General features: G+C 65.9%; 17 protein-coding genes and 1 pseudogene. 9 read left to right on the top strand and 9 right to left on the bottom strand.

The genetic code is table 11. The features are described from left to right. The 7 genes from DNK59_RS18620 to DNK59_RS18650 all read right to left on the bottom strand — a co-directional run. Positions 1-601, bottom strand: a 601-nt coding sequence (locus DNK59_RS18620) for a branched-chain amino acid ABC transporter permease (RefSeq protein WP_110724115.1), incomplete at its 3' end; no start/stop codon positions are given. Continuing rightward, entirely contained in the window at positions 598-1,377 is a 780-nt protein-coding gene (locus DNK59_RS18625) for an ABC transporter ATP-binding protein (protein ID WP_092315303.1), read from the bottom strand. The genes DNK59_RS18620 and DNK59_RS18625, both read right to left, overlap by 4 nt. Next, a complete protein-coding gene (locus DNK59_RS18630; RefSeq protein WP_110724116.1) occupies positions 1,374-2,363 on the bottom strand; it encodes an AMP-binding protein in 990 nt (329 codons plus the stop codon). The genes DNK59_RS18625 and DNK59_RS18630 overlap by 4 nt, the downstream gene beginning before the upstream one ends. Positions 2,364-2,536: 173 nt before the next feature. Then, a complete protein-coding gene (locus DNK59_RS18635) occupies positions 2,537-3,934 on the bottom strand; it encodes an LLM class flavin-dependent oxidoreductase (protein WP_110724117.1) in 1,398 nt (465 codons plus the stop codon). Then, positions 3,934-4,398, bottom strand: a complete 465-nt coding sequence (locus DNK59_RS18640; RefSeq protein ID WP_110724118.1) for an acyl-CoA dehydrogenase — start codon at positions 4,396-4,398, stop codon at positions 3,934-3,936. The genes DNK59_RS18635 and DNK59_RS18640 overlap by 1 nt, the downstream gene beginning before the upstream one ends. A 12-nt stretch (positions 4,399-4,410) precedes the next feature. Further along, positions 4,411-5,613: an SfnB family sulfur acquisition oxidoreductase gene (locus tag DNK59_RS18645; protein WP_110724119.1), complete on the bottom strand. Its 1,203-nt coding sequence runs from the start codon at positions 5,611-5,613 to the stop codon at positions 4,411-4,413. A gap of 201 nt (positions 5,614-5,814) precedes the next feature. Beyond that, entirely contained in the window at positions 5,815-6,378 is a 564-nt protein-coding gene (locus DNK59_RS18650; RefSeq protein WP_110724120.1) for a helix-turn-helix domain-containing protein, read from the bottom strand. Here DNK59_RS18650 and DNK59_RS18655 point away from each other — a divergent pair. Further along, positions 6,373-7,399 (top strand): annotated as a pseudogene (locus DNK59_RS18655) (DMT family transporter). The gene DNK59_RS18650 and the pseudogene DNK59_RS18655 overlap by 6 nt on opposite strands. A 56-nt stretch (positions 7,400-7,455) precedes the next feature. On the opposite strand, the gene DNK59_RS18660 reads toward DNK59_RS18655, so the two are convergent. Further along, positions 7,456-7,788: a hypothetical protein gene (locus tag DNK59_RS18660; RefSeq protein WP_177431268.1), complete on the bottom strand. Its 333-nt coding sequence runs from the start codon at positions 7,786-7,788 to the stop codon at positions 7,456-7,458. Positions 7,789-8,020: 232 nt separating this feature from the next. Here DNK59_RS18660 and DNK59_RS18665 point away from each other — a divergent pair, with 232 nt between their 5' ends. The 6 genes from DNK59_RS18665 to DNK59_RS18690 are packed head-to-tail and all read left to right on the top strand — an operon-like array spanning position 8,021 to position 14,093. Next, the gene (locus DNK59_RS18665; RefSeq protein ID WP_110724122.1) at positions 8,021-10,939 is read left to right on the top strand and encodes a monovalent cation/H+ antiporter subunit A; all 2,919 of its coding nucleotides are present in this window, start codon (positions 8,021-8,023) and stop codon (positions 10,937-10,939) included. Beyond that, positions 10,939-11,283 (top strand): Na+/H+ antiporter subunit C, encoded by a 345-nt coding sequence (locus DNK59_RS18670; protein ID WP_011060906.1) that lies wholly within the window; start codon positions 10,939-10,941, stop codon positions 11,281-11,283. The genes DNK59_RS18665 and DNK59_RS18670 overlap by 1 nt, the downstream gene beginning before the upstream one ends. Beyond that, on the top strand, positions 11,280-12,968 hold the full coding sequence (locus tag DNK59_RS18675; RefSeq protein WP_110724123.1) for a monovalent cation/H+ antiporter subunit D: 1,689 nt from the start codon (positions 11,280-11,282) through the stop codon (positions 12,966-12,968). The genes DNK59_RS18670 and DNK59_RS18675 overlap by 4 nt, the downstream gene beginning before the upstream one ends. Further along, positions 12,965-13,453, top strand: coding sequence for a Na+/H+ antiporter subunit E (locus tag DNK59_RS18680; protein WP_110724124.1), 489 nt, complete (start codon positions 12,965-12,967; stop codon positions 13,451-13,453). Before DNK59_RS18675 ends, DNK59_RS18680 begins: the two co-directional genes overlap by 4 nt. Then, complete coding sequence (locus tag DNK59_RS18685) at positions 13,450-13,728, top strand: K+/H+ antiporter subunit F (RefSeq protein WP_038846025.1); 279 nt, start codon at positions 13,450-13,452, stop codon at positions 13,726-13,728. Before DNK59_RS18680 ends, DNK59_RS18685 begins: the two co-directional genes overlap by 4 nt. Next, a complete protein-coding gene (locus DNK59_RS18690) occupies positions 13,725-14,093 on the top strand; it encodes a Na+/H+ antiporter subunit G (protein ID WP_092315325.1) in 369 nt (122 codons plus the stop codon). The genes DNK59_RS18685 and DNK59_RS18690 overlap by 4 nt, the downstream gene beginning before the upstream one ends. Before the next feature lie 175 nt (positions 14,094-14,268). Here the strand turns inward: DNK59_RS18690 and DNK59_RS18695 are convergent, their stop codons facing one another. Next, positions 14,269-14,706, bottom strand: a complete 438-nt coding sequence (locus DNK59_RS18695) for a DUF3995 domain-containing protein (RefSeq protein ID WP_092315327.1) — start codon at positions 14,704-14,706, stop codon at positions 14,269-14,271. 96 nt (positions 14,707-14,802) lie between these two features. On the opposite strand from DNK59_RS18695, the gene DNK59_RS18700 reads away from it, so the two are divergent. Together DNK59_RS18700 and DNK59_RS18705 are read left to right on the top strand one after the other, a co-directional pair. Then, positions 14,803-15,189, top strand: a complete 387-nt coding sequence (locus tag DNK59_RS18700; RefSeq protein WP_177431269.1) for a DUF2946 domain-containing protein — start codon at positions 14,803-14,805, stop codon at positions 15,187-15,189. Between the two features lie 87 nt (positions 15,190-15,276). Next, positions 15,277-17,412, top strand: coding sequence for a TonB-dependent siderophore receptor (locus DNK59_RS18705; RefSeq protein WP_110724126.1), 2,136 nt, complete (start codon positions 15,277-15,279; stop codon positions 17,410-17,412). Positions 17,413-17,486 lie beyond the last annotated feature (74 nt).

The following is a 17,486-nucleotide window of genomic DNA, read 5'->3' on the forward strand; positions in this document are numbered from 1 at the left end:
CCAGCCCCACCACCCCGGCCACGGCCCAGACGATCTGCCAGATGCGGTTGAGGTTGATGCCGATGGACAGCGCCGCCGTGGTGTCGTCGGCCACCGCCCGCAGGGAGATGCCGATGCGGGTCTTGTTGAACAGCAGCGCCAGGACCACCACCAGCACCAGGGCGGTGGCCGCGGCGATCAGATCGAACTGACTGAGCATCAGCGGCCCGAGAAACAGCGGCACGTCGTCGATGCCCAGGTCCAGGGCCCGCACCTGGGAACCCATCAGCCCCTGGGCCAGGCCCTCGATGATGAACGACAGGCCCAGGGTGGCCATGAACAGGGTGATCTGCGAACGGTTGACCAACGGCCGCAGCACCAGGCGCTCGATCAGCCAGGCAGCGATGACCATCACCAGTACCGTCAGCAGCAGCGCCAAAGCGAAGGGCACGCCCTGCTCGTGCAGGCTGACGAAAGTCAGGGCGGCGAACAGCAGCATCGCGCCCTGGGCGAAATTGAACACGCCGCTGGCCTTGTAGATCAGCACGAAGCCGATGGCCACCAGGGAATACAGGGTGCCGGCCAGCAGGCCGCCGAGCAGGGTTTCGAAGAAGAACGTCATGCGTGCACGGCTCCCAGGTAAGCGGCGATCACCTCAGGATCGGCCTGGACCTCGGCTGGCGTGCCATCGCCCACCTTGCGCCCGTAGTCCAGGACCACCAGGTGGTCGCACAGCTCCATGACCACCCCCATGTCGTGCTCGATCAACACCACGGTGGTGCCCAGGTCACGATTGATGTCGGCGATGAAGCCGGCCATTTCCTGCTTTTCCTCGGCGTTCATTCCCGCCAGGGGTTCGTCCAGCAACAGCAGGCTGGGCCCGGCAATCAGCGCCCGGCCCAGCTCCACGCGTTTTTGCAGGCCGTAGGACAGGTTGCCCACCGGGACATCGCGCAGCGCCTGCAAATCGAGAAACTGCAGGATGCCCTGGGCCAGCTGGCGGAAGGTCGCGGCCTCGCGCCGGGCCCGGGGCAAGCCCAGGGCCTGCTCGATCAGGTAGGTGCGCGCATGCCGCGACAGGCCAGTGAGCAGGTTGTCGATCACGCTCATCTTCTTGAACAGCGCATTGTTCTGGAACGTCCGGCCAATGCCACGGCGAGCGGCGCTCAGCGGGTCGATGCGCGAATAGCTCTGGCGCTCGAAGACAATCGCCCCGCTGTCGAAGCGATAGACCCCGTTGAGCAGGTTGAGCAACGAGCTCTTGCCGGCGCCGTTGGGTCCGATCAGCCCGCAGATTTCGCCACGGCGCACGTCGAACGACAGCTGGTTGATGGCCTTGACTCCCTTGAACGACAGGGACACGGCGCGCACTTGCAGGATGGGTTCGCTGGGGCTCATGCAATGTTCCGTTTGAATTCGGCGATCCAGGCCGGGGTTGAGGGTTGGGTGGTGGACGGCGCCGGCTGCCAGATGAACTGCAGGCGGGCAAAGCCCAGCAACCGGCGCACCCGCTGCTTGAGCAGCCGGGGCAAGGCCCGGTGAGGATGGGCAATGGCCCACTCGCACAGGCGCCGGCGCCAACTGCCGGGAGGCGCCAGGCGGCTTTCGATTTCATCCGCCAGCTGTTGCAGGCGCGGCGGCGACAGCAGCAGGCCGCTGGGGGCCACGTCGCGGCGGTCGCGACTGGCGGATGCGCTGGTTTCGGGGAAGGCCAGGCTGTGGCCACTGTTCAGCCAGTACTCCAGCAGCACCTGCAAGCCCGCCGCCCATTGCGTGCCCTCTTCGCTCCACATCTGCTCGGCAGTGGCCGGATGACGCCAATGGAGCTGACGCTGGGGCGTTTCGCTGGGACCCAGCAGGTCGGCGAAGGCCAGCAGCGGCTGGCGCGCCCCGGCGGGCAAGCGCGGCAAGGCTTGCCCGGCGATCAGCAGACGCGGGGCCGGGCCCTGTTCCCCGGCGGCCACCCAGGCCAGGACCTGGCGCCGCGAGTGGACGAAGGCGTGGCTCGGCTGCAGGCGCCAAAGCGTCTGGCGCAGGGCCTCGGGCGCCAGCTCCGGGTCGAGGCTGAACACCTCGGCGCCCAGGCTCCGGGCAGCCAGGGCCAGCAGCAACAGGTCCGGCTCGAACGGCCCGCTCAGGGCCAGCCGGGACTGCCGGTCAAGGCCTTGCTGACGCAAGCCGTCGGCCAGGCGCTCGACACCGCGCAGGGCATCGATCCAGCGCCAGGCATACCAGTGCCCGTGGCGCTTGTGGCGCAGGGCATTGTCCAGCGGCCGGGCCTGGGCCCAGTGCCGCAGCTGTTCCAGGGCCGCGGAGCCTTGCAGGCGGGCTTCGGCAGGCAGCGCCTCGATGCTGGGCGCGGGTTTGAGTTCGTGCACGCTCATGGGGTGACCTCTATGGCTTGGCCATGCGTGCGGTGGTCCGCTGGCTGGACATTGACGGGCTTTAGTGGCCCTTTCGCTGGCAAGCCAGCTCCTACGGGCGGATCGGCTTCTGTGCAGGTGCCGATCTGCCGGACTCTTCGCTGGCGAGCCAGCGCCTACGCGAAGCGTGGGGGTCAGGCGCTGGCGCGTTGCGGCTGAGGCCGGGCACCGAGGTCGCGCCAGGCGCTGCCAGGGTGATTGGCCGGCAGGCGCGGGCCGGCGCCGAAGAGTTTTTCCCGCAGGGTGCCGGGGGCGTACTCGGTCTTGTACACCCCGCGTTTCTGCAGCTCAGGGACCAACAGCTCAACCGCGTCGATAAAGGTTTCGTGGGTCAGGGCGTAGGCCAGGTTGAAGCCGTCGACATCGGTTTCCTCGACCCACTCCTGGAGCAGGTCGGCCACGGTTTGCGGGCTGCCGACGAACAACGGGCCAAAGCCGCCGATGCCGACCCAGTCGGCCAGTTCGTGGGGGGTCCAGACCTTGTTCGGGTCCGCCGTGGAGAAGGCTTCCACCGCCGACTGGATGGCGTTGGTGTGCACGTGCTTGAGGGGCTCGTCGGGCTTGAAGCGGCTGAAGTCGATACCGGTCCAGCCGGAAATCAGCGCCATGGCGCCCTCGTAGCTGACCCAGGACTTGTATTCCTCGAACTTGGCCTTGGCCAGGGCATCGGTTTCGCCGAGGATCACCGTCTGCAGGTTGAAGATGAGGATCTTCGACGGGTCGCGCCCGGCTTCGGCGGCGCGGCGGCGGATGTCGGCCACGGTCTTTTTCAGCAGCACCTTGGACGGCGCGGCGACGAACACGCATTCGGCGTGCTCGGCGGCGAACTGCTTGCCGCGGCTCGACGCCCCGGCCTGGTAGAGCACCGGGGTGCGTTGCGGCGACGGCTCGCACAGGTGGATACCCGGCACCTGGAAGTGTTTGCCGACGTGGCGGATCTCGTGAATCTTGCTCGGGTCGCTGAAGATCCGCCGCTCGCGGTCGCGCAGGATCGCGCCGTCCTCCCAACTGCCCTCCCAGAGCTTGTAGCAGACCTCCAGGTACTCCTCGGCGTAGTCATAGCGGGCGTCGTGTTCGGTCTGCGCCTGCTGCCCGATGTTCTTCGCGCCACTCTCCAGATAGGAGGTGACGATGTTCCAGCCGGCGCGGCCCTTGGTCAGGTGATCGAGGGTGGACAGGCGCCGGGCGAAGGGATACGGATGCTCGAACGACAGCGAGGCGGTGAGGCCGAAGCCCAGGTGCTCGGTGACCAGGGCCATGGGCGGGATCAATTGCAGCGGATCATTGACCGGCACCTGGGCCGCCTGGCGGATCGCCGCCTCGCCATTGCCGTTGTAGACGTCGTAGATGCCCAGCACATCGGCGATGAACAGTCCGTCGAACTTGCCCTTTTCGAGGATCCTGGCCAGGTCGGTCCAGTACTCCAGGTCCTTGTATTGCCAGGAGCGGTCCCGGGGGTGGGCCCAGAGGCCCGGCGACTGGTGGCCGACGCAGTTCATGTCGAAGGCATTGAGGCGGATTTCACGGGACATCAGACAGCACTCCTGAAACCTTGGGGTGGCACGCCGTTGAGGCGGTAGTTGCCGATCAGCTGGTACTTCCAGCGCAGCGGGTCGTCCAGGTTCTGCGGCTGCGGGCTGCGCTGGCCAGTGAGTTCGAACTCGGCGTCACTGGCGGCCAGCAACGCCTGGCTGGCGGCAATCGCGGCCTCGGCCAGGGCCACGCTGATCTCCGCCGGTTCCTGGTGCTCGTGCAACTGACGCTGGGCGCGTTCCTGCAGGGCGGCGGCGACTTCGATGTGGATCTGCAGGTCGCCGAAACGGCTGATCACATAGGGATCGTCACTGGCCTTGCTCAGGCCGCTGCCGGACCAGGGCCGGGCCTGCTGACGGACGAAGTCCAGGGTCTGCTGCAACAGCGCGCGGGCTCGCTGCAGGGTATCGGCGCTGTGCTCCAGGGCCACTTGCGGGGTGTCGGGGCGGGTCAATGCATTCATGGCGCAGTCCTTTCAGTTCCAGGCGTGACGGGGCGGCTTGACGCCGTTGAGCAGGAAGTTGCCGATCAGGTGGTATTTCCAGCGCGCCGGATCGTGCAGGGTGTGGGTGCGGGCGTTGCGCCAGTGGCGGTCGAGGTTGTACTTGGCCGACACCGAGCGGGTGCCGGCCAGCTCGAACAGTTTGCTGGCGGCGAGCAAGGCGCTTTGCGCCGACAGCACCTTGGCCTGGGCCACCACCAACGAGGCCTGGGCGACGCTGTCTTCGCTGGGGCTGGCCAGGGCCTGATCGACCGCCTCGGCGGCCTTGGCAAGGATTGCCTCGGTGCCGTGCACCCGCCATTCCAGGTCGCCGATGGCGGCGATGGTGAACGGGTCCTGCCAGCCGTGATCCAGGCCACTGTCGATCCATGGTCGGGACTGCCGGGCATGGTGCTTGGCGTCTTCCAGGGCGGCGACGGCGATGCCGGTGTCCACCGCGGCCTGGATGATCTGCGAAATCGGACCGTCGGCGGTGGGTTGGTCGAAGGCCTGGTGGGCCGGGATCACCGCGCTGCGCGGCACCTGCACCGCCTTGAGACTGACCCCGCCGCTGGCGGTGGTGCGCTGGCCGAAGCCGTCCCAGCTGTCGATTACCGTCAGCCCGGGGCTGTCACGCTCGATAAAGGCAATGTGCGCCTGGTTGTGCTCATCCACCGCCACGGTCGGCACGATATGGGCGAACAAGGCGCCGGTGCAGTAGAACTTTTCGCCATCGATCTGCGCCTGCTCGCCGCTGAAGCGGATCCGCGTCTCAAAGGCTCCGACGTGCTTGCTGCCGGCTTCGGAAAACGCATTGCCGAAGCGGTAGCCCTGCAACACCTTGGCGAAGTAATAGCGCTTCTGCTCTTCGCTGGCGGTCTGCAACAGGATGTCCACCACGCCGAGGTGGTTCTGCGGCAACTGGCCCAGGGATGGGTCGGCGGCGGAGATGATCTTGATCACCTCGGTCAGGGTGACGTAGGACACTCCAGCACCGCCGTACTCCCTGGGGATGGTGATGCCCCACAGGCCACTGGCCGAAAACTCGTCAAGCTCTGCGCGCGGCAGACGCCGTTCGCGGTCGCGCACTGCGGCCTCGACGGCAAAGCGCTGGGCCAGGTCGCGGGCGACGCTGATGGCCTCGGCATCGCTGCGGATCAGGTGGGCATTGGGTGAGGGTTGGGCTGGGGCTGTCATGGGCCGACTCCACGTCCTGAAGATCAAGATGAACACCGCTCGGGGGCTCGTTATCAGGACAATTGCAGGAGTCGTGCCTAAAAATAAAAACGTTTTATTTCAATGACTTGATGGTTATTCCAGAGAAAGACCCTGAATTGAAAACAGGCAAAATGTCCAACCGCTGTTGACTGGCCAACAGTGGCTGGCAGGCCTGGGCAATCAGTACACCACGTTGCGCACGAAGCGCGTGGCCAGGGGGCCGTCGTTGCGATAGCCGTGGGGCACATGACTGGCGAACACGAAGAAATCACCGCTTTCCAGGCGCCGCTCGGCGTCGCCGAAGAACAGCGTCAGGCAGCCCTCGAAGACATAGATCTGCTCGCTCCAGCCGACGGTGTCGCACTCCGAGTGATAGACCTCGCCAGGCTCCAGCTGCCACTCCCAGAGCTCCACTTCACGACTGGCCTCGGCCTTGGCCAGGAGCAGCGCCTTGCTCCCGGGAATGGCCCCGGCCCAGGCCAGCTCGTTGATGCGGCTCGGGTCACGGGCGTCCGGGGACTGGATCAGGTCGCTGAATGCCACGTTCAAGGCTTCGGCCACCCGGTCCAGGGTGCCGAGACTGACGTTTTTCTCCCCGGCCTCGATGGCCACCAGCATCCGCCGACTGACGTCGGACTTTTCGGCCAGGGCGCTCTGGCTCAAGCCTGCCGCATGGCGCAGGCGTCGCACGTTAAGGCTGACATGTTGCAGGACCGAAGCCCGTTGGACGTTATCTTTGTGCACTATATTGCTCGCTCTCCGGGCCTGCGCAGTATACTGCCCAGCTTCCGGCGCATTGTGCGTCCCCCCTCAGGTAGCACGCAAGGCCATGACTTCAACGCCCTCCCGCGCAATACGCTTCCCACTCAGCAGGGCCGAAGCGGTGCTGGTGCTGATCACCCTGATCTGGGGCGGCACCTTCCTTCTGGTGCAGCAAGCCATGAGCGTCAGCGGACCGATGTTTTTCGTCGGCCTGCGCTTTGCCGCGGCGGCGTGCATCGTCGCCCTGTTTTCCCTGCGCCATTTGCGTGGCCTGACCTTGTTCGAACTGCGGGCCGGGACCTTCATCGGTACCGCCATCATGCTCGGCTACGGTTTGCAGACCATCGGCCTGCAAAGCATTCCCAGCAGCCAGTCGGCCTTCATCACCGCCCTCTACGTGCCCTTCGTGCCCCTGCTGCAATGGCTGTTCATGGGCAAGCGCCCGGGGTTGCTGCCGAGCATCGGCATCATGCTGGCCTTTACCGGCCTGATGCTGCTGTCCGGCCCCAATGGCGCCTCACTGGACTTCAGCCCCGGCGAAATCGCCACCCTGATCAGCACCGTGGCGATTGCCGCGGAAATCATCCTCATCAGCAGCTTCGCCGGGCGGGTGGATGTGCGCCGGGTGACGGTGGTGCAACTGGCGATCACCGCGCTGCTGGCCTTTGCCATGGTGCTACCGACCGGCGAGACGCTACCGGAGTTTTCCTGGCTGCTGCTGGCCAGCGCCCTGGGACTGGGGGCGGCCAGTGCGGCGATCCAGGTGGCGATGAACTGGGCGCAGAAAAGCGTCTCGCCAACCCGTGCCACCCTGATCTATGCCGGTGAACCGGTATGGGCCGGAATTTTCGGGCGGATCGCCGGGGAACGCCTGCCCGGGCTGGCGCTGCTGGGTGGCGCCTTGATCGTGGCGGCGGTGATTATCAGTGAATGGAAGCCCAAGGGTCGGGCCACGAAAGCCGATCGACCGGCCTTGGCCGACCAGGCAGCGGACGGCCTGTAGGAGCCGGCTTGCCGGCGAAAGCGATCCGGCGGGTGCCCTCGCTGGCAAGCCAGCGCCTAGAGCGCGGGGTCGCCGGGGGCATAGAGCCAGGTCGGGGCGATCAGCGAGCCCTGGTGCTTGGGCTCAAGCCGCACCGGGTCATGCTCGGGCGTGCCGTGGAAATAGAAATAGGCGTGGTAGAGCGCATGCCCTTCGGCCAGGGAGCGGTCGTAGTAAAGCACCGTGCCCGCTGGCAACTGGTAGCGCTGGGCATCGCCCAGCGGGCCTTCGATGGTCAGCGCCTGGCGGGTCTTGAGCATCGCGGGCCGCTCCAGGTAATGCTCCAGGCCAATGCCCAGCACCGCGCCGAAAGCGCTAAATAGTAAAGCGAAACCTGTGCGTCGAATCATCCGACCCAGGGTCGATCCTTGTATGAGGTGCACCGTTATCCATCCTTGCAGCAGATTGACCTGGGCAGGGCATTGGCCTTGCAGCGCCCGGTGAACGGGCGCATCCGGCATTTGTCTCCTACCTTTGAAAGCGCATGTAACATTTCTTAGGGGGGCCGAGCCGTCCGTGGCGGTTGGTGATCGGAGGCCTGGCACGTATTATGCGTCACACTTTTCTGCAGATTAGAAACCTATGTCCCTGATAGTTCTACTGCTTCTGCCATTTATTGGCAGCTGTCTGGCGGCCCTGCTGCCGCACAACGCGCGTAACACCGAATCTCTGCTGGCTGGCCTGGTGGCACTCATTGGCACCATCCAGGTGGCTTTGCTGTATCCGCAGATCGCCGACGGCGGGATTATCCGCGAGGAATATACCTGGCTGCCAAGCCTGGGCCTGAACTTCGTGCTGCGCCTGGACGGCTTCGCCTGGCTGTTCTCGTTGCTGGTGCTGGGCATCGGCAGTCTGGTGGCGCTGTATGCGCGCTACTACATGTCGCCGGAAGATCCGGTGCCGCGCTTCTTCGCCTTCTTCCTGGCGTTCATGGGGGCCATGCTGGGCCTGGTGATCTCCGGCAACCTGATCCAGATGGTGTTCTTCTGGGAGCTCACCAGCCTGTTCTCGTTCCTTCTGATCGGCTACTGGCACCACCGCTCCGACGCCCGCCGCGGCGCCTACATGGCCCTGATGGTCACCGGCGCAGGCGGGTTATGCCTGCTGGCGGGGGTCATGCTGCTCGGCCATGTGGTCGGCAGCTACGACCTGGATCAGGTGCTAGCTGCCGGAGACAAGATCCGCGCCCATGCGCTCTACCCGATCCTGTTGCCATTGATCCTGCTGGGCGCCCTGAGCAAGAGCGCACAGTTCCCCTTCCACTTCTGGCTGCCCCACGCCATGGCCGCGCCAACGCCGGTCTCGGCCTACCTGCACTCGGCGACCATGGTCAAGGCCGGGGTGTTTCTCCTGGCCCGCCTGTGGCCGTCGTTGTCCGGCACCCAAGAATGGTTCTACATCGTCAGCGGCGCCGGGGCCTGCACCCTGGTGCTGGGCGCCTACTGCGCGATGTTCCAGAACGACCTGAAGGGCCTGCTGGCCTACTCCACCATCAGCCACCTGGGGCTGATCACCCTGCTGCTGGGCCTGAACAGCCCGCTGGCGGCGGTGGCGGCGGTGTTCCACATCCTCAACCACGCCACCTTCAAGGCCTCGCTGTTCATGGCCGCCGGGATCATCGACCACGAGAGCGGCAGCCGCGACATCCGCAAACTCAATGGCCTGATCAAGCTGATGCCCTACACCGCGACCCTGGCCATGGTGGCCAGCGCCTCCATGGCCGGGGTGCCGCTGCTCAACGGTTTCCTGTCCAAGGAGATGTTCTTCGCCGAGACGGTGTTCATCAATTCCAGCGCCTGGGTGGAAATCGCCCTGCCGGTGATCGCCACCATCGCCGGGACCTTCAGCGTCGCCTACGCCCTGCGCTTTACCGTCGATGTGTTCTTCGGCGAGCCGGCCACCGACCTGCCGCACACGCCCCACGAGCCACCGCGCTGGATGCGCGCACCGGTGGAGTTGCTGGTGTTCACCTGCCTGCTGGTGGGCATGTTCCCGGCGCAGATCATCGGTCCGCCGCTGGCCGCCGCCGCGCGGCCAGTGGTGGGCGGCACCCTGCCCGAGTACAGCCTGGCGATCTGGCACGGCCTCAATGCGCCGATGATCATGAGCCTGATCGCCATGTCCTGCGGCATTGTGCTCTACCTGCTGCTGCACAAACCGCTGGTGGCCGGGCGTTTCGCCTACCCGCCGGTGGTGGGCCGTCTCAACGGCAAGCTGTTGTTCGAACGCAGCCTGGTGGGCATGACCCGCCTGGCCCGGCGCCTGGAGCGCCGGCTGAGCACCAAGCGCCTGCAGAGCCAGCTGTTCTTGCTGATTCTGGCGGCGGTGATCACCGGCCTGATTCCCATGCTCTACAGCCAGCTGACCTGGGGCGACCGGCCGAAGATCCCCGGTTCCATCGTCTTCGTGACCTTCTGGCTGCTGGCCATCGCCTGTGCCCTGGGCGCTGCCTGGCAGGCCAAGTATCACCGTCTGGCGGCCCTGACCATGGTCAGCGTCTGCGGGCTGATGACCTGCGTGACCTTCGTCTGGTTCTCCGCGCCGGACCTGGCCCTGACCCAGCTGGTGGTGGAAGTGGTGACCACGGTGCTGATCCTCCTTGGCCTGCGCTGGCTGCCACGGCGGATCGAAGAAGTCTCGCCACTGCCCAGCAGCCTGCCCAAGGCGCGCATCCGCCGCCTGCGCGACCTCTGCCTGTCGGTGGCCGTGGGCCTGGGCATGGCGGTGCTGTCCTACGCCATGCTGACCCGCCCTACCCCCAACGACATCTCCTCGTTCTACCTCAGCCGTGCCCTGCCTGAAGGCGGCGGCACCAACGTGGTCAACGTGACCCTGGTGGACTTTCGCAGCTTCGACACCCTGGGCGAGATCACCGTGTTGGCGGCCGTGGCGCTGACTGTGTTCGCCCTGCTGCGGCGCTTCCGCCCGCCCAAGGAAAGCATGCAGTTGCCGGCGCAGCAGCGCCTGCTGGCCCCGGACGTGGTCACCGACCTGGTCAACCCGCGCCAGGCCAGCGATACCGCCCTGGGCTTCATGATGGTGCCGGCGGTGCTGGTGCGCCTGTTGCTGCCGATCGCCCTGGTGGTGTCCTTCTACCTGTTCATGCGCGGGCACAACCTGCCGGGCGGCGGTTTCGTCGCCGGGCTGGTGATGTCGGTGGCCTTCATCCTCCAGTACATGGTGGCGGGCACCCAATGGGTCGAGGCGCAGATGAGCCTGCGGCCGCTGCGCTGGATGGGCACCGGTCTGCTGTTCGCCCTGGCCACCGGCCTTGGCGCCCTGGCCTGGGGTTATCCGTTCCTCACCACCCACACGGTGCATGTGGACCTGCCGCTGTTCGGTGACATCCATATCGCCAGCGCGCTGTTCTTCGACATTGGCGTGTACGCGGTGGTGCTGGGCGCGACCCTGCTGATCCTCACCGCCCTGGCGCACCAATCGGTGCGAGCCCACAAGCCGGCCAGCCAGTCCAAATCCCTGATCAAGAGCGGAGCCGCCTGATGGAAGAAGTCATCGCAATCGCCATTGGCGTCCTCGCCGCATCCGGCGTCTGGCTGGTCCTGCGCCCACGGACCTTCCAGGTGGTGATGGGCCTATGCCTGCTGTCCTATGCGGTCAACCTGTTCATCTTCAGCATGGGCAGCCTGTTCATTGGCAAGGAGCCGATCGTCAAGGACGGCGTGCCTCAGGACCTGCTGCACTACACCGACCCGCTGCCCCAGGCCCTGGTGCTGACCGCCATCGTCATCAGCTTCGCCATGACCGCGCTGTTCCTGGTGGTGCTCCTGGCGTCCCGAGGGCTGACCGGCACCGACCACGTCGATGGCCGGGAGCCCAAGGAATGAGTTCGTTGTCGCACCTGATCGTCGCCCCCATCCTTCTGCCGCTGTTGACCGCGGCCATCATGTTGCTGCTGGGGGAAAAACACCGTCCGCTCAAGGCGCGGATCAACCTGTTCTCCAGCCTGCTGGGCCTGGGCCTGGCCTGCTACCTGCTGTACTGGACCCAGGCCCAGGGCGCCACCGGCTCCTTCGGCGTGTACCTGCCGAGCAACTGGCAGGTGCCATTCGGCATCGCCCTGGTGGTGGATCGCCTGTCGGCGCTGATGATGGTGCTCACCGGGATCATCGGGGTCAGCGCGCTGTTGTTCGCCATGGCTCGCTGGGATGGCGCCGGGGCCAGCTTTCACGCCTTGTTCCAGATCCAGCTGATGGGCCTGTACGGCGCCTTCCTCACCGCCGACCTGTTCAACCTGTTCGTGTTCTTCGAGGTGCTGCTGGCGGCTTCCTACGGCCTGATGCTGCACGGCTCGGGTCGCGCGCGGGTGTCCTCGGGGCTGCACTACATCACCATCAACCTGCTGGCTTCGTCGCTGTTCCTGATCGGCACGGCGATGATCTACGGGGTCACCGGGACCCTGAACATGGCCGACCTGGCGATGAAGATTCCCCTGGTGCCGGAAGCCGACCGCGGCCTGCTGCATGCGGGCACGGCGATCCTGGCCATCGCCTTCCTGGCCAAGGCCGGGATGTGGCCGCTGAACTTCTGGCTGGTGCCGGCCTACTCCTCGGCCAGCGCCCCGGTGGCGGCGCTGTTCGCGATCATGACCAAGGTCGGGATCTACACCGTGCTGCGCCTGTGGACCCTGCTGTTTTCCGGGCAGGCCGGGGCCTCGGCCTACTTCGGCAACCAGTGGCTGATCTATGGCGGCCTGGCGACGATCTTCTGCGCGGCCCTGGCGATTCTTCCGGCCCAGCGCCTGGAGCGCATGGCCAGCCTGAGCATCCTGGTGTCGGCGGGCATCCTGATCGCGGTGATCGGCTTCGCCCAGCCGGCCCTCACCGGCGCGGCGCTGTTCTACCTGTTCAGCTCGACCCTGGCGCTGTGCGCGCTGTTCCTGTTGGCGGAGCTGATCGAGCGTTCGCGCACGGCGGTTGAAGTGCCCCTGGAAGACGAAGGCGAAATCCTTCCGCGGCCATTGGAAACCCTTCCCCCGCCCCGGGGCAGCAACCTCGACGACGAACAGCAAGTGGTGGTCGGCCAGGTGATTCCCTGGACCATGGCCTTCCTCGGCCTGAGCTTCATTGCCTGCGCCCTGCTGATCATCGGCATGCCGCCGCTGTCGGGCTTTATCGGCAAGCTCAACCTGATCGCCGCGCTGCTCAACCCGACGGGCCTGGGCACCAGCGGCGACACGTCGGTTGCGCTGGCGGGCTGGAGTTTCCTGGCGCTGCTGATCCTCTCCGGCCTGGCCTCGCTGATCGCCTTTGCGCGCCTGGGCATCCAGCGCTTCTGGAGCCCGGAGGAGCGACCTTCGCCGGTATTGCGGCGGCTGGAATGCGTGCCGATCGTGGCGTTGCTGGGACTCTGCGTGCTGCTCAGCTTCAAGGCCGAGCCGCTGCTGCGCTTCACCCAGGCCACCGCCGACAGCCTCAATCATCCGGAGCACTATGTGATGGCGGTACTGGGCACCCGCACCGTGCTCAGCCCTGAGTCCAAGGCCGCAGCGGCGCTGGAGGTGCAACCATGAAGCGCCTGTTCCCCGCGCCCTTCCTGTCCCTGGCGCTGTGGCTGCTGTGGCTGGTGCTGAACCTGTCCATCAGCCCCGGCAATCTGCTGCTGGGGGCCATCCTGGGCTTTCTTGCGCCTTTGCTGATGCGCCCGTTGCGGCCACTGCCGATCCGCATCCGCCGCCCCGGCACCATCCTGCGCCTGCTGCTGCGGGTTGGCTGCGACGTGCTGGTGTCGAACCTGATCGTGGCCTGGGGCGTGCTCAACGACGGGCGCCACCCGGTGCGCTCGGCCTTCGTCAAGATTCCCCTGGACCTGCGAGACGCCAACGGCCTGGCGGCGCTGTCCACCATCACCACGGTGGTGCCGGGCACGGTCTGGTCCGAGCTGTCACTGGACCGCAGCATTCTCTTGCTGCACGTCTTCGATCTGCAGGACGAAGCGCAATTCATCCAGCACTTCAAGACGACCTACGAGCGCCCGCTGATGGAGATTTTCGAATGAGCGCGCTGTTGAGCAACGCGATCCTGCTGAGCCTGTTTCTGTTTTCCCTGGCCATGGTCCTGACCCTGGTGCGCCTGTTCAAGGGCCCCTCGGCCCAGGACCGGGTTCTGGCCCTGGATTACCTGTACATCCTGGCGATGCTGATGATGCTGGTGCTGGGCATTCGCTACGCCAGCGACACCTACTTCGAGGCGGCGCTGCTGATCGCCCTGTTCGGCTTTGTCGGCTCCTTCGCCCTGGCCAAATTCCTTCTGCGTGGCGAGGTGATCGAATGAACAGCCTGGAACAACTGCCCCTCTGGGTGGAAGTGCTGGTGGCCCTGCTGCTGGTGATCAGCAGTCTGTTCGCCTTGATCGGCGCCCTGGGCATCCTGCGCATGAAAAGCTACTTCCAGCGCATGCACCCGCCGGCGCTGGCCTCGACCATGGGCTCCTGGACCGTGGCCCTGGCCTCGATCCTGTACTTTTCGGCGCTCAAGTCCGGGCCGGTGCTGCACGCCTGGCTGATCCCGATCCTGCTGGCGATCACGGTGCCGGTGACCACCCTGTTGCTGGCCCGGGCGGCGCTGTTCCGCAAACGCATGGCCGGCGACGATGTACCGGCGGAAGTCAGCAGCAAACGCAGCGAAGCCGGCAACTGAGTCCAGCGCCCATGCAGGAGCCGGCTTGCCGGCGAAGAGGCCCGTGAGCCTTGCGGCGACTTCGAAAACGCTTTCGCTGGCAAGCCAGCTCCTACACGAGCCAGCTCCTACACGGGCCGGCTCCTACACAAGCCAGTTGCGACACAAGCCCGCGCCAGCAGTGGGTTGGCGGCCCTCAGGCCCAGGCCAGCACCAGCAATCCGGCTCCCAGCACCACGCACAGCGGGGAGTAGAACAGGGTGTCGAGGCGGGCGAACTTCGAGTCGCGCACTTGCTTGAAGAACCCCACCAGTTCGGAGTCGCCAATGGCCCGGGCGAACATCAGCAGGGCAATGGCGCTGATCACCCATTGCAGGGACGGATGGGCGACGGTGGGCAGATAGAGCCCGACCCGCAGGCACACCAGCATCGCCACCAGCAGCAGTCCCACCGCCACCAGCATGGTCGCCAAGGCCGGCGGGCGAAACGCCGGCTGGCTCATTCCGGGGCCCGGCCCCGGCACTTCGGGAATCACCGCGTCGCTACCACGCTTGCCACCGGCGGCCCAGTACAGATGGATCAAACTGATCAACAGGAAGCTACCCGCCACCCCCTGTGCAAGCAGAAGATTCATGTTCAGACGTCCTTGTAAAAAAGTCGTAAAGAGAATGGACCCAAATCGGCACTTTTGTCAGTACGTTCGTCGCCTTCGATGGTAAAGTGCCACCCCATGAAATTTGCCCGTTCCGATCGATCGCTCGTTGCCTGGATGCTCTATTGCTGCGTCCTGTTCAACGTATTTGCCTGCAGCATCGGCCACGGGCAGATGCTCGGCCTGCAGCTCAACGGTATCGGTGGGCAGTTCTGTAGCATCGACCCGGCCACCCGGACGCCGTTGTCGCAGCCAGCCGATCCGGACTCACTGCCAACCCTGTCCAAGGCCTTCGGCTGCCCGCTGTGCTCCACCGGCGGCATGGGCCCGCCACTCAACTCCAGCCTGACCCTGGCCCTGCTGCCGCCACCCCAGGCACCGCCTGCGCGCGCCCTGGCCAAGACCGACCTCCCCGCCCGCTCCACCTGGCCCGCGGCCCATCCCCGGGCACCGCCTCTCGCCTGATTCTTGCTCGTGCTCAACCTGCCCACTGCGCTGTCGCGCGGCGCGCGTTCGTGGGCCTTTTCCTAGTCAAGAATTCAGGATGCACCGATGAAACACCTCCCTTTGCTGGCGAGCCTGCTGGGCTGCCTGTCCATCCACGCCTGGGGCCAGCCAAACCTGGAACTGGCACCCACCACCATTGGCGCCGATGAAGCCGATGCCGAGCCGGGCCTGAACCTGGAGCAGTCCAGTGGCATGGCCTCGCGCCTGGGCCTGAGCTTGCGGGAAACCCCGGCTTCGGTGGCCGTGGCCAGCCGTCAGGACCTTGAGCGCCGCGGCGCCCGGACCTTCCAGGACGCCGCCAATGCCCTGCCCGGGGTCAACGCCAGCGCGCCGCCGGGGTTCGGCGGCTTTGTCTCCTACCGCGGCTTCACCAGCAGCCAGATCACCCAGATGTTCAACGGCATCAACGTCGCCACCGGCCTGGCGCGGCCGGTGGATGCCTGGATCTATGACCGGGTGGAACTGGTGGGCGGGCCCTCGTCGCTGATCAATGGCGCCGGCTCCGTGGGTGGCTCGCTGAACTACGTGACCAAACTGGCCGACCGGCGCGAACAGGCCGCCGAAGCCCTGCTCGGCTACGGCAGCTACGACACCACGCAAACCGCCTTCGGAGTCAATCACGCCCTCAGCCCGGCCGGCGCCGAGGTGCAGCACTACGCGCGCTTCGACGTCAGCCACAACACCAGCAACGGCTATATCGACCGCCAGGAAAGGGACGCCTGGAGCCTGGCCTTCTCGCTGCTCAGCGACCTGACCCCGGACCTCTCCCACACCCTGGCCGTGGAGTACCAGGACGAGCACGAGGACAGCCCCTACTGGGGCACCCCGGTACTCAACCCCAAGGTCGGCGAGCTGAAGATCGACAAGCACAACCGCTTCAACAACTACAACGTCGCCGACGGCCTGTATGAGCAGCGCACGGTGTGGCTGCGCTCGATCATCGATTACCGGATCAACCCCAGCACCTCAGTGCGCAACACCCTCTACCACCTGGACAGCCAGCGCGACTACCGCAACCTGGAAACCTACCAGTACAACGCCGACAACAGCCGGGTGAACCGCTCCACCGCCTACCTGGTGCGGCACCAGGGCCAGCAGGACGGCAACCAGTTCGAGCTGCGCCATGACGATCAGCTGTTCGGCCTCGACACCACCTGGTCCGGGGGCTTCGAATACAAGGTCAACAGCACCACCAACTCGCCGTGGAACGTGCCGGCCAACAACAGCGTCGACCCTGACAACTTCCAGCCGGGGTACTTCTATGACCTCAAGGACACCCGCCAGCGCTGGGTCAAGGACAAGACCAACCAGGTCACCACCCGTGCCCTGTTCATCGAGAACCACCTGGCCCTGACCGATGAACTGTCCCTGCTCAGCGGCCTGCGCTACGACGCCATCGACCTGGACGTGACCAACCACCGGGCCATCACCGCCAGCAACCCGCGCCACCTCGAACGCCGCTGGGAACCGGTCACCGGACGCCTGGGGCTGACCTGGCAGTTCCTGCCCAGCGCCAACGTCTACGTGCAATACAGCACCGCCGCCGAGCAGCCCAGCGGCACTCAGAACTTCGAGGTGTCCACCGGCAAGCAATGGGAAGTGGGCAGCAAGTTCGACTACCTCGAAGGACGAGGCTCGGCGACCGTCGCCGCCTATCGCATCCAGCGCCAGGACTTTGCCGTCACCGATCCCCTGGACCCGGCCAACAGCATCCCGGTGGGCCAACAGACCTCCAGGGGCATCGAACTGGCCAGTTCCCTGCGCATCACTTCCAAGCTGTTGGCCGAGGCCAACTTCGCCTGGGTGGACGCCGAATACGACGAGTTCAACGAGAAGATTGCCAGCGGCGCCGTGGTTTCGCGCAAGGGCAACACCCCGACCAACGTTCCCGAGCGGCTGGCCAACCTGTGGCTGACCTATGACCTGACTCCCAGCTGGCAGGCCGGCGTCGACGCGCGCTACGTGGCCTCGGTGTACGCCGACAACGCCAACACCATGCAGATGCCCGCCTACACCCTCTACGGGAGCTTCCTGCGCTACAAGCTCGACAACCACACCAACGTCACCGGCCGAGTGCGCAACCTGACCAACGAGGTCTATGGCCAGTTTGCCCATGTGTCGCCAGCGTATTACCTGGGCACACCGCGGACCTTCGAACTGGCGCTGCAGACCCGCTTCTGATCCGGCTTGACCCCGTGGCAACTGGCTTGCCAGCGAAGGCGATCCAAGGGCGACGCATGCCTTGCGGGCCTCCT

The organism is Pseudomonas sp. TKO26, assembly GCF_003225665.1.
Taxonomy (GTDB): Bacteria; Pseudomonadota; Gammaproteobacteria; order Pseudomonadales; family Pseudomonadaceae; genus Aquipseudomonas; species Aquipseudomonas saponiphila.

Bases quoted from the DNA above. Each gene is read 5' to 3' on its own strand.
- DNK59_RS18685 (WP_038846025.1), top strand. From the start codon at position 13,450: ATGAGCGCGCTGTTGAGCAACGCGATCCTGCTGAGCCTGTTTCTGTTT.
- DNK59_RS18680 (WP_110724124.1), top strand. From the start codon at position 12,965: ATGAAGCGCCTGTTCCCCGCGCCCTTCCTGTCCCTGGCGCTGTGGCTG.
- DNK59_RS18700 (WP_177431269.1), top strand. From the start codon at position 14,803: ATGAAATTTGCCCGTTCCGATCGATCGCTCGTTGCCTGGATGCTCTAT.
- DNK59_RS18660 (WP_177431268.1), bottom strand. From the start codon at position 7,788: ATGATTCGACGCACAGGTTTCGCTTTACTATTTAGCGCTTTCGGCGCG.
- DNK59_RS18665 (WP_110724122.1), top strand. From the start codon at position 8,021: ATGTCCCTGATAGTTCTACTGCTTCTGCCATTTATTGGCAGCTGTCTG.
- DNK59_RS18670 (WP_011060906.1), top strand. From the start codon at position 10,939: ATGGAAGAAGTCATCGCAATCGCCATTGGCGTCCTCGCCGCATCCGGC.
- DNK59_RS18635 (WP_110724117.1), bottom strand. From the start codon at position 3,934: ATGTCCCGTGAAATCCGCCTCAATGCCTTCGACATGAACTGCGTCGGC.
- DNK59_RS18705 (WP_110724126.1), top strand. From the start codon at position 15,277: ATGAAACACCTCCCTTTGCTGGCGAGCCTGCTGGGCTGCCTGTCCATC.
- DNK59_RS18695 (WP_092315327.1), bottom strand. From the start codon at position 14,706: ATGAATCTTCTGCTTGCACAGGGGGTGGCGGGTAGCTTCCTGTTGATC.
- DNK59_RS18630 (WP_110724116.1), bottom strand. From the start codon at position 2,363: ATGAGCGTGCACGAACTCAAACCCGCGCCCAGCATCGAGGCGCTGCCT.
- DNK59_RS18645 (WP_110724119.1), bottom strand. From the start codon at position 5,613: ATGACAGCCCCAGCCCAACCCTCACCCAATGCCCACCTGATCCGCAGC.
- DNK59_RS18625 (WP_092315303.1), bottom strand. From the start codon at position 1,377: ATGAGCCCCAGCGAACCCATCCTGCAAGTGCGCGCCGTGTCCCTGTCG.
- DNK59_RS18675 (WP_110724123.1), top strand. From the start codon at position 11,280: ATGAGTTCGTTGTCGCACCTGATCGTCGCCCCCATCCTTCTGCCGCTG.
- DNK59_RS18640 (WP_110724118.1), bottom strand. From the start codon at position 4,398: ATGAATGCATTGACCCGCCCCGACACCCCGCAAGTGGCCCTGGAGCAC.
- DNK59_RS18690 (WP_092315325.1), top strand. From the start codon at position 13,725: ATGAACAGCCTGGAACAACTGCCCCTCTGGGTGGAAGTGCTGGTGGCC.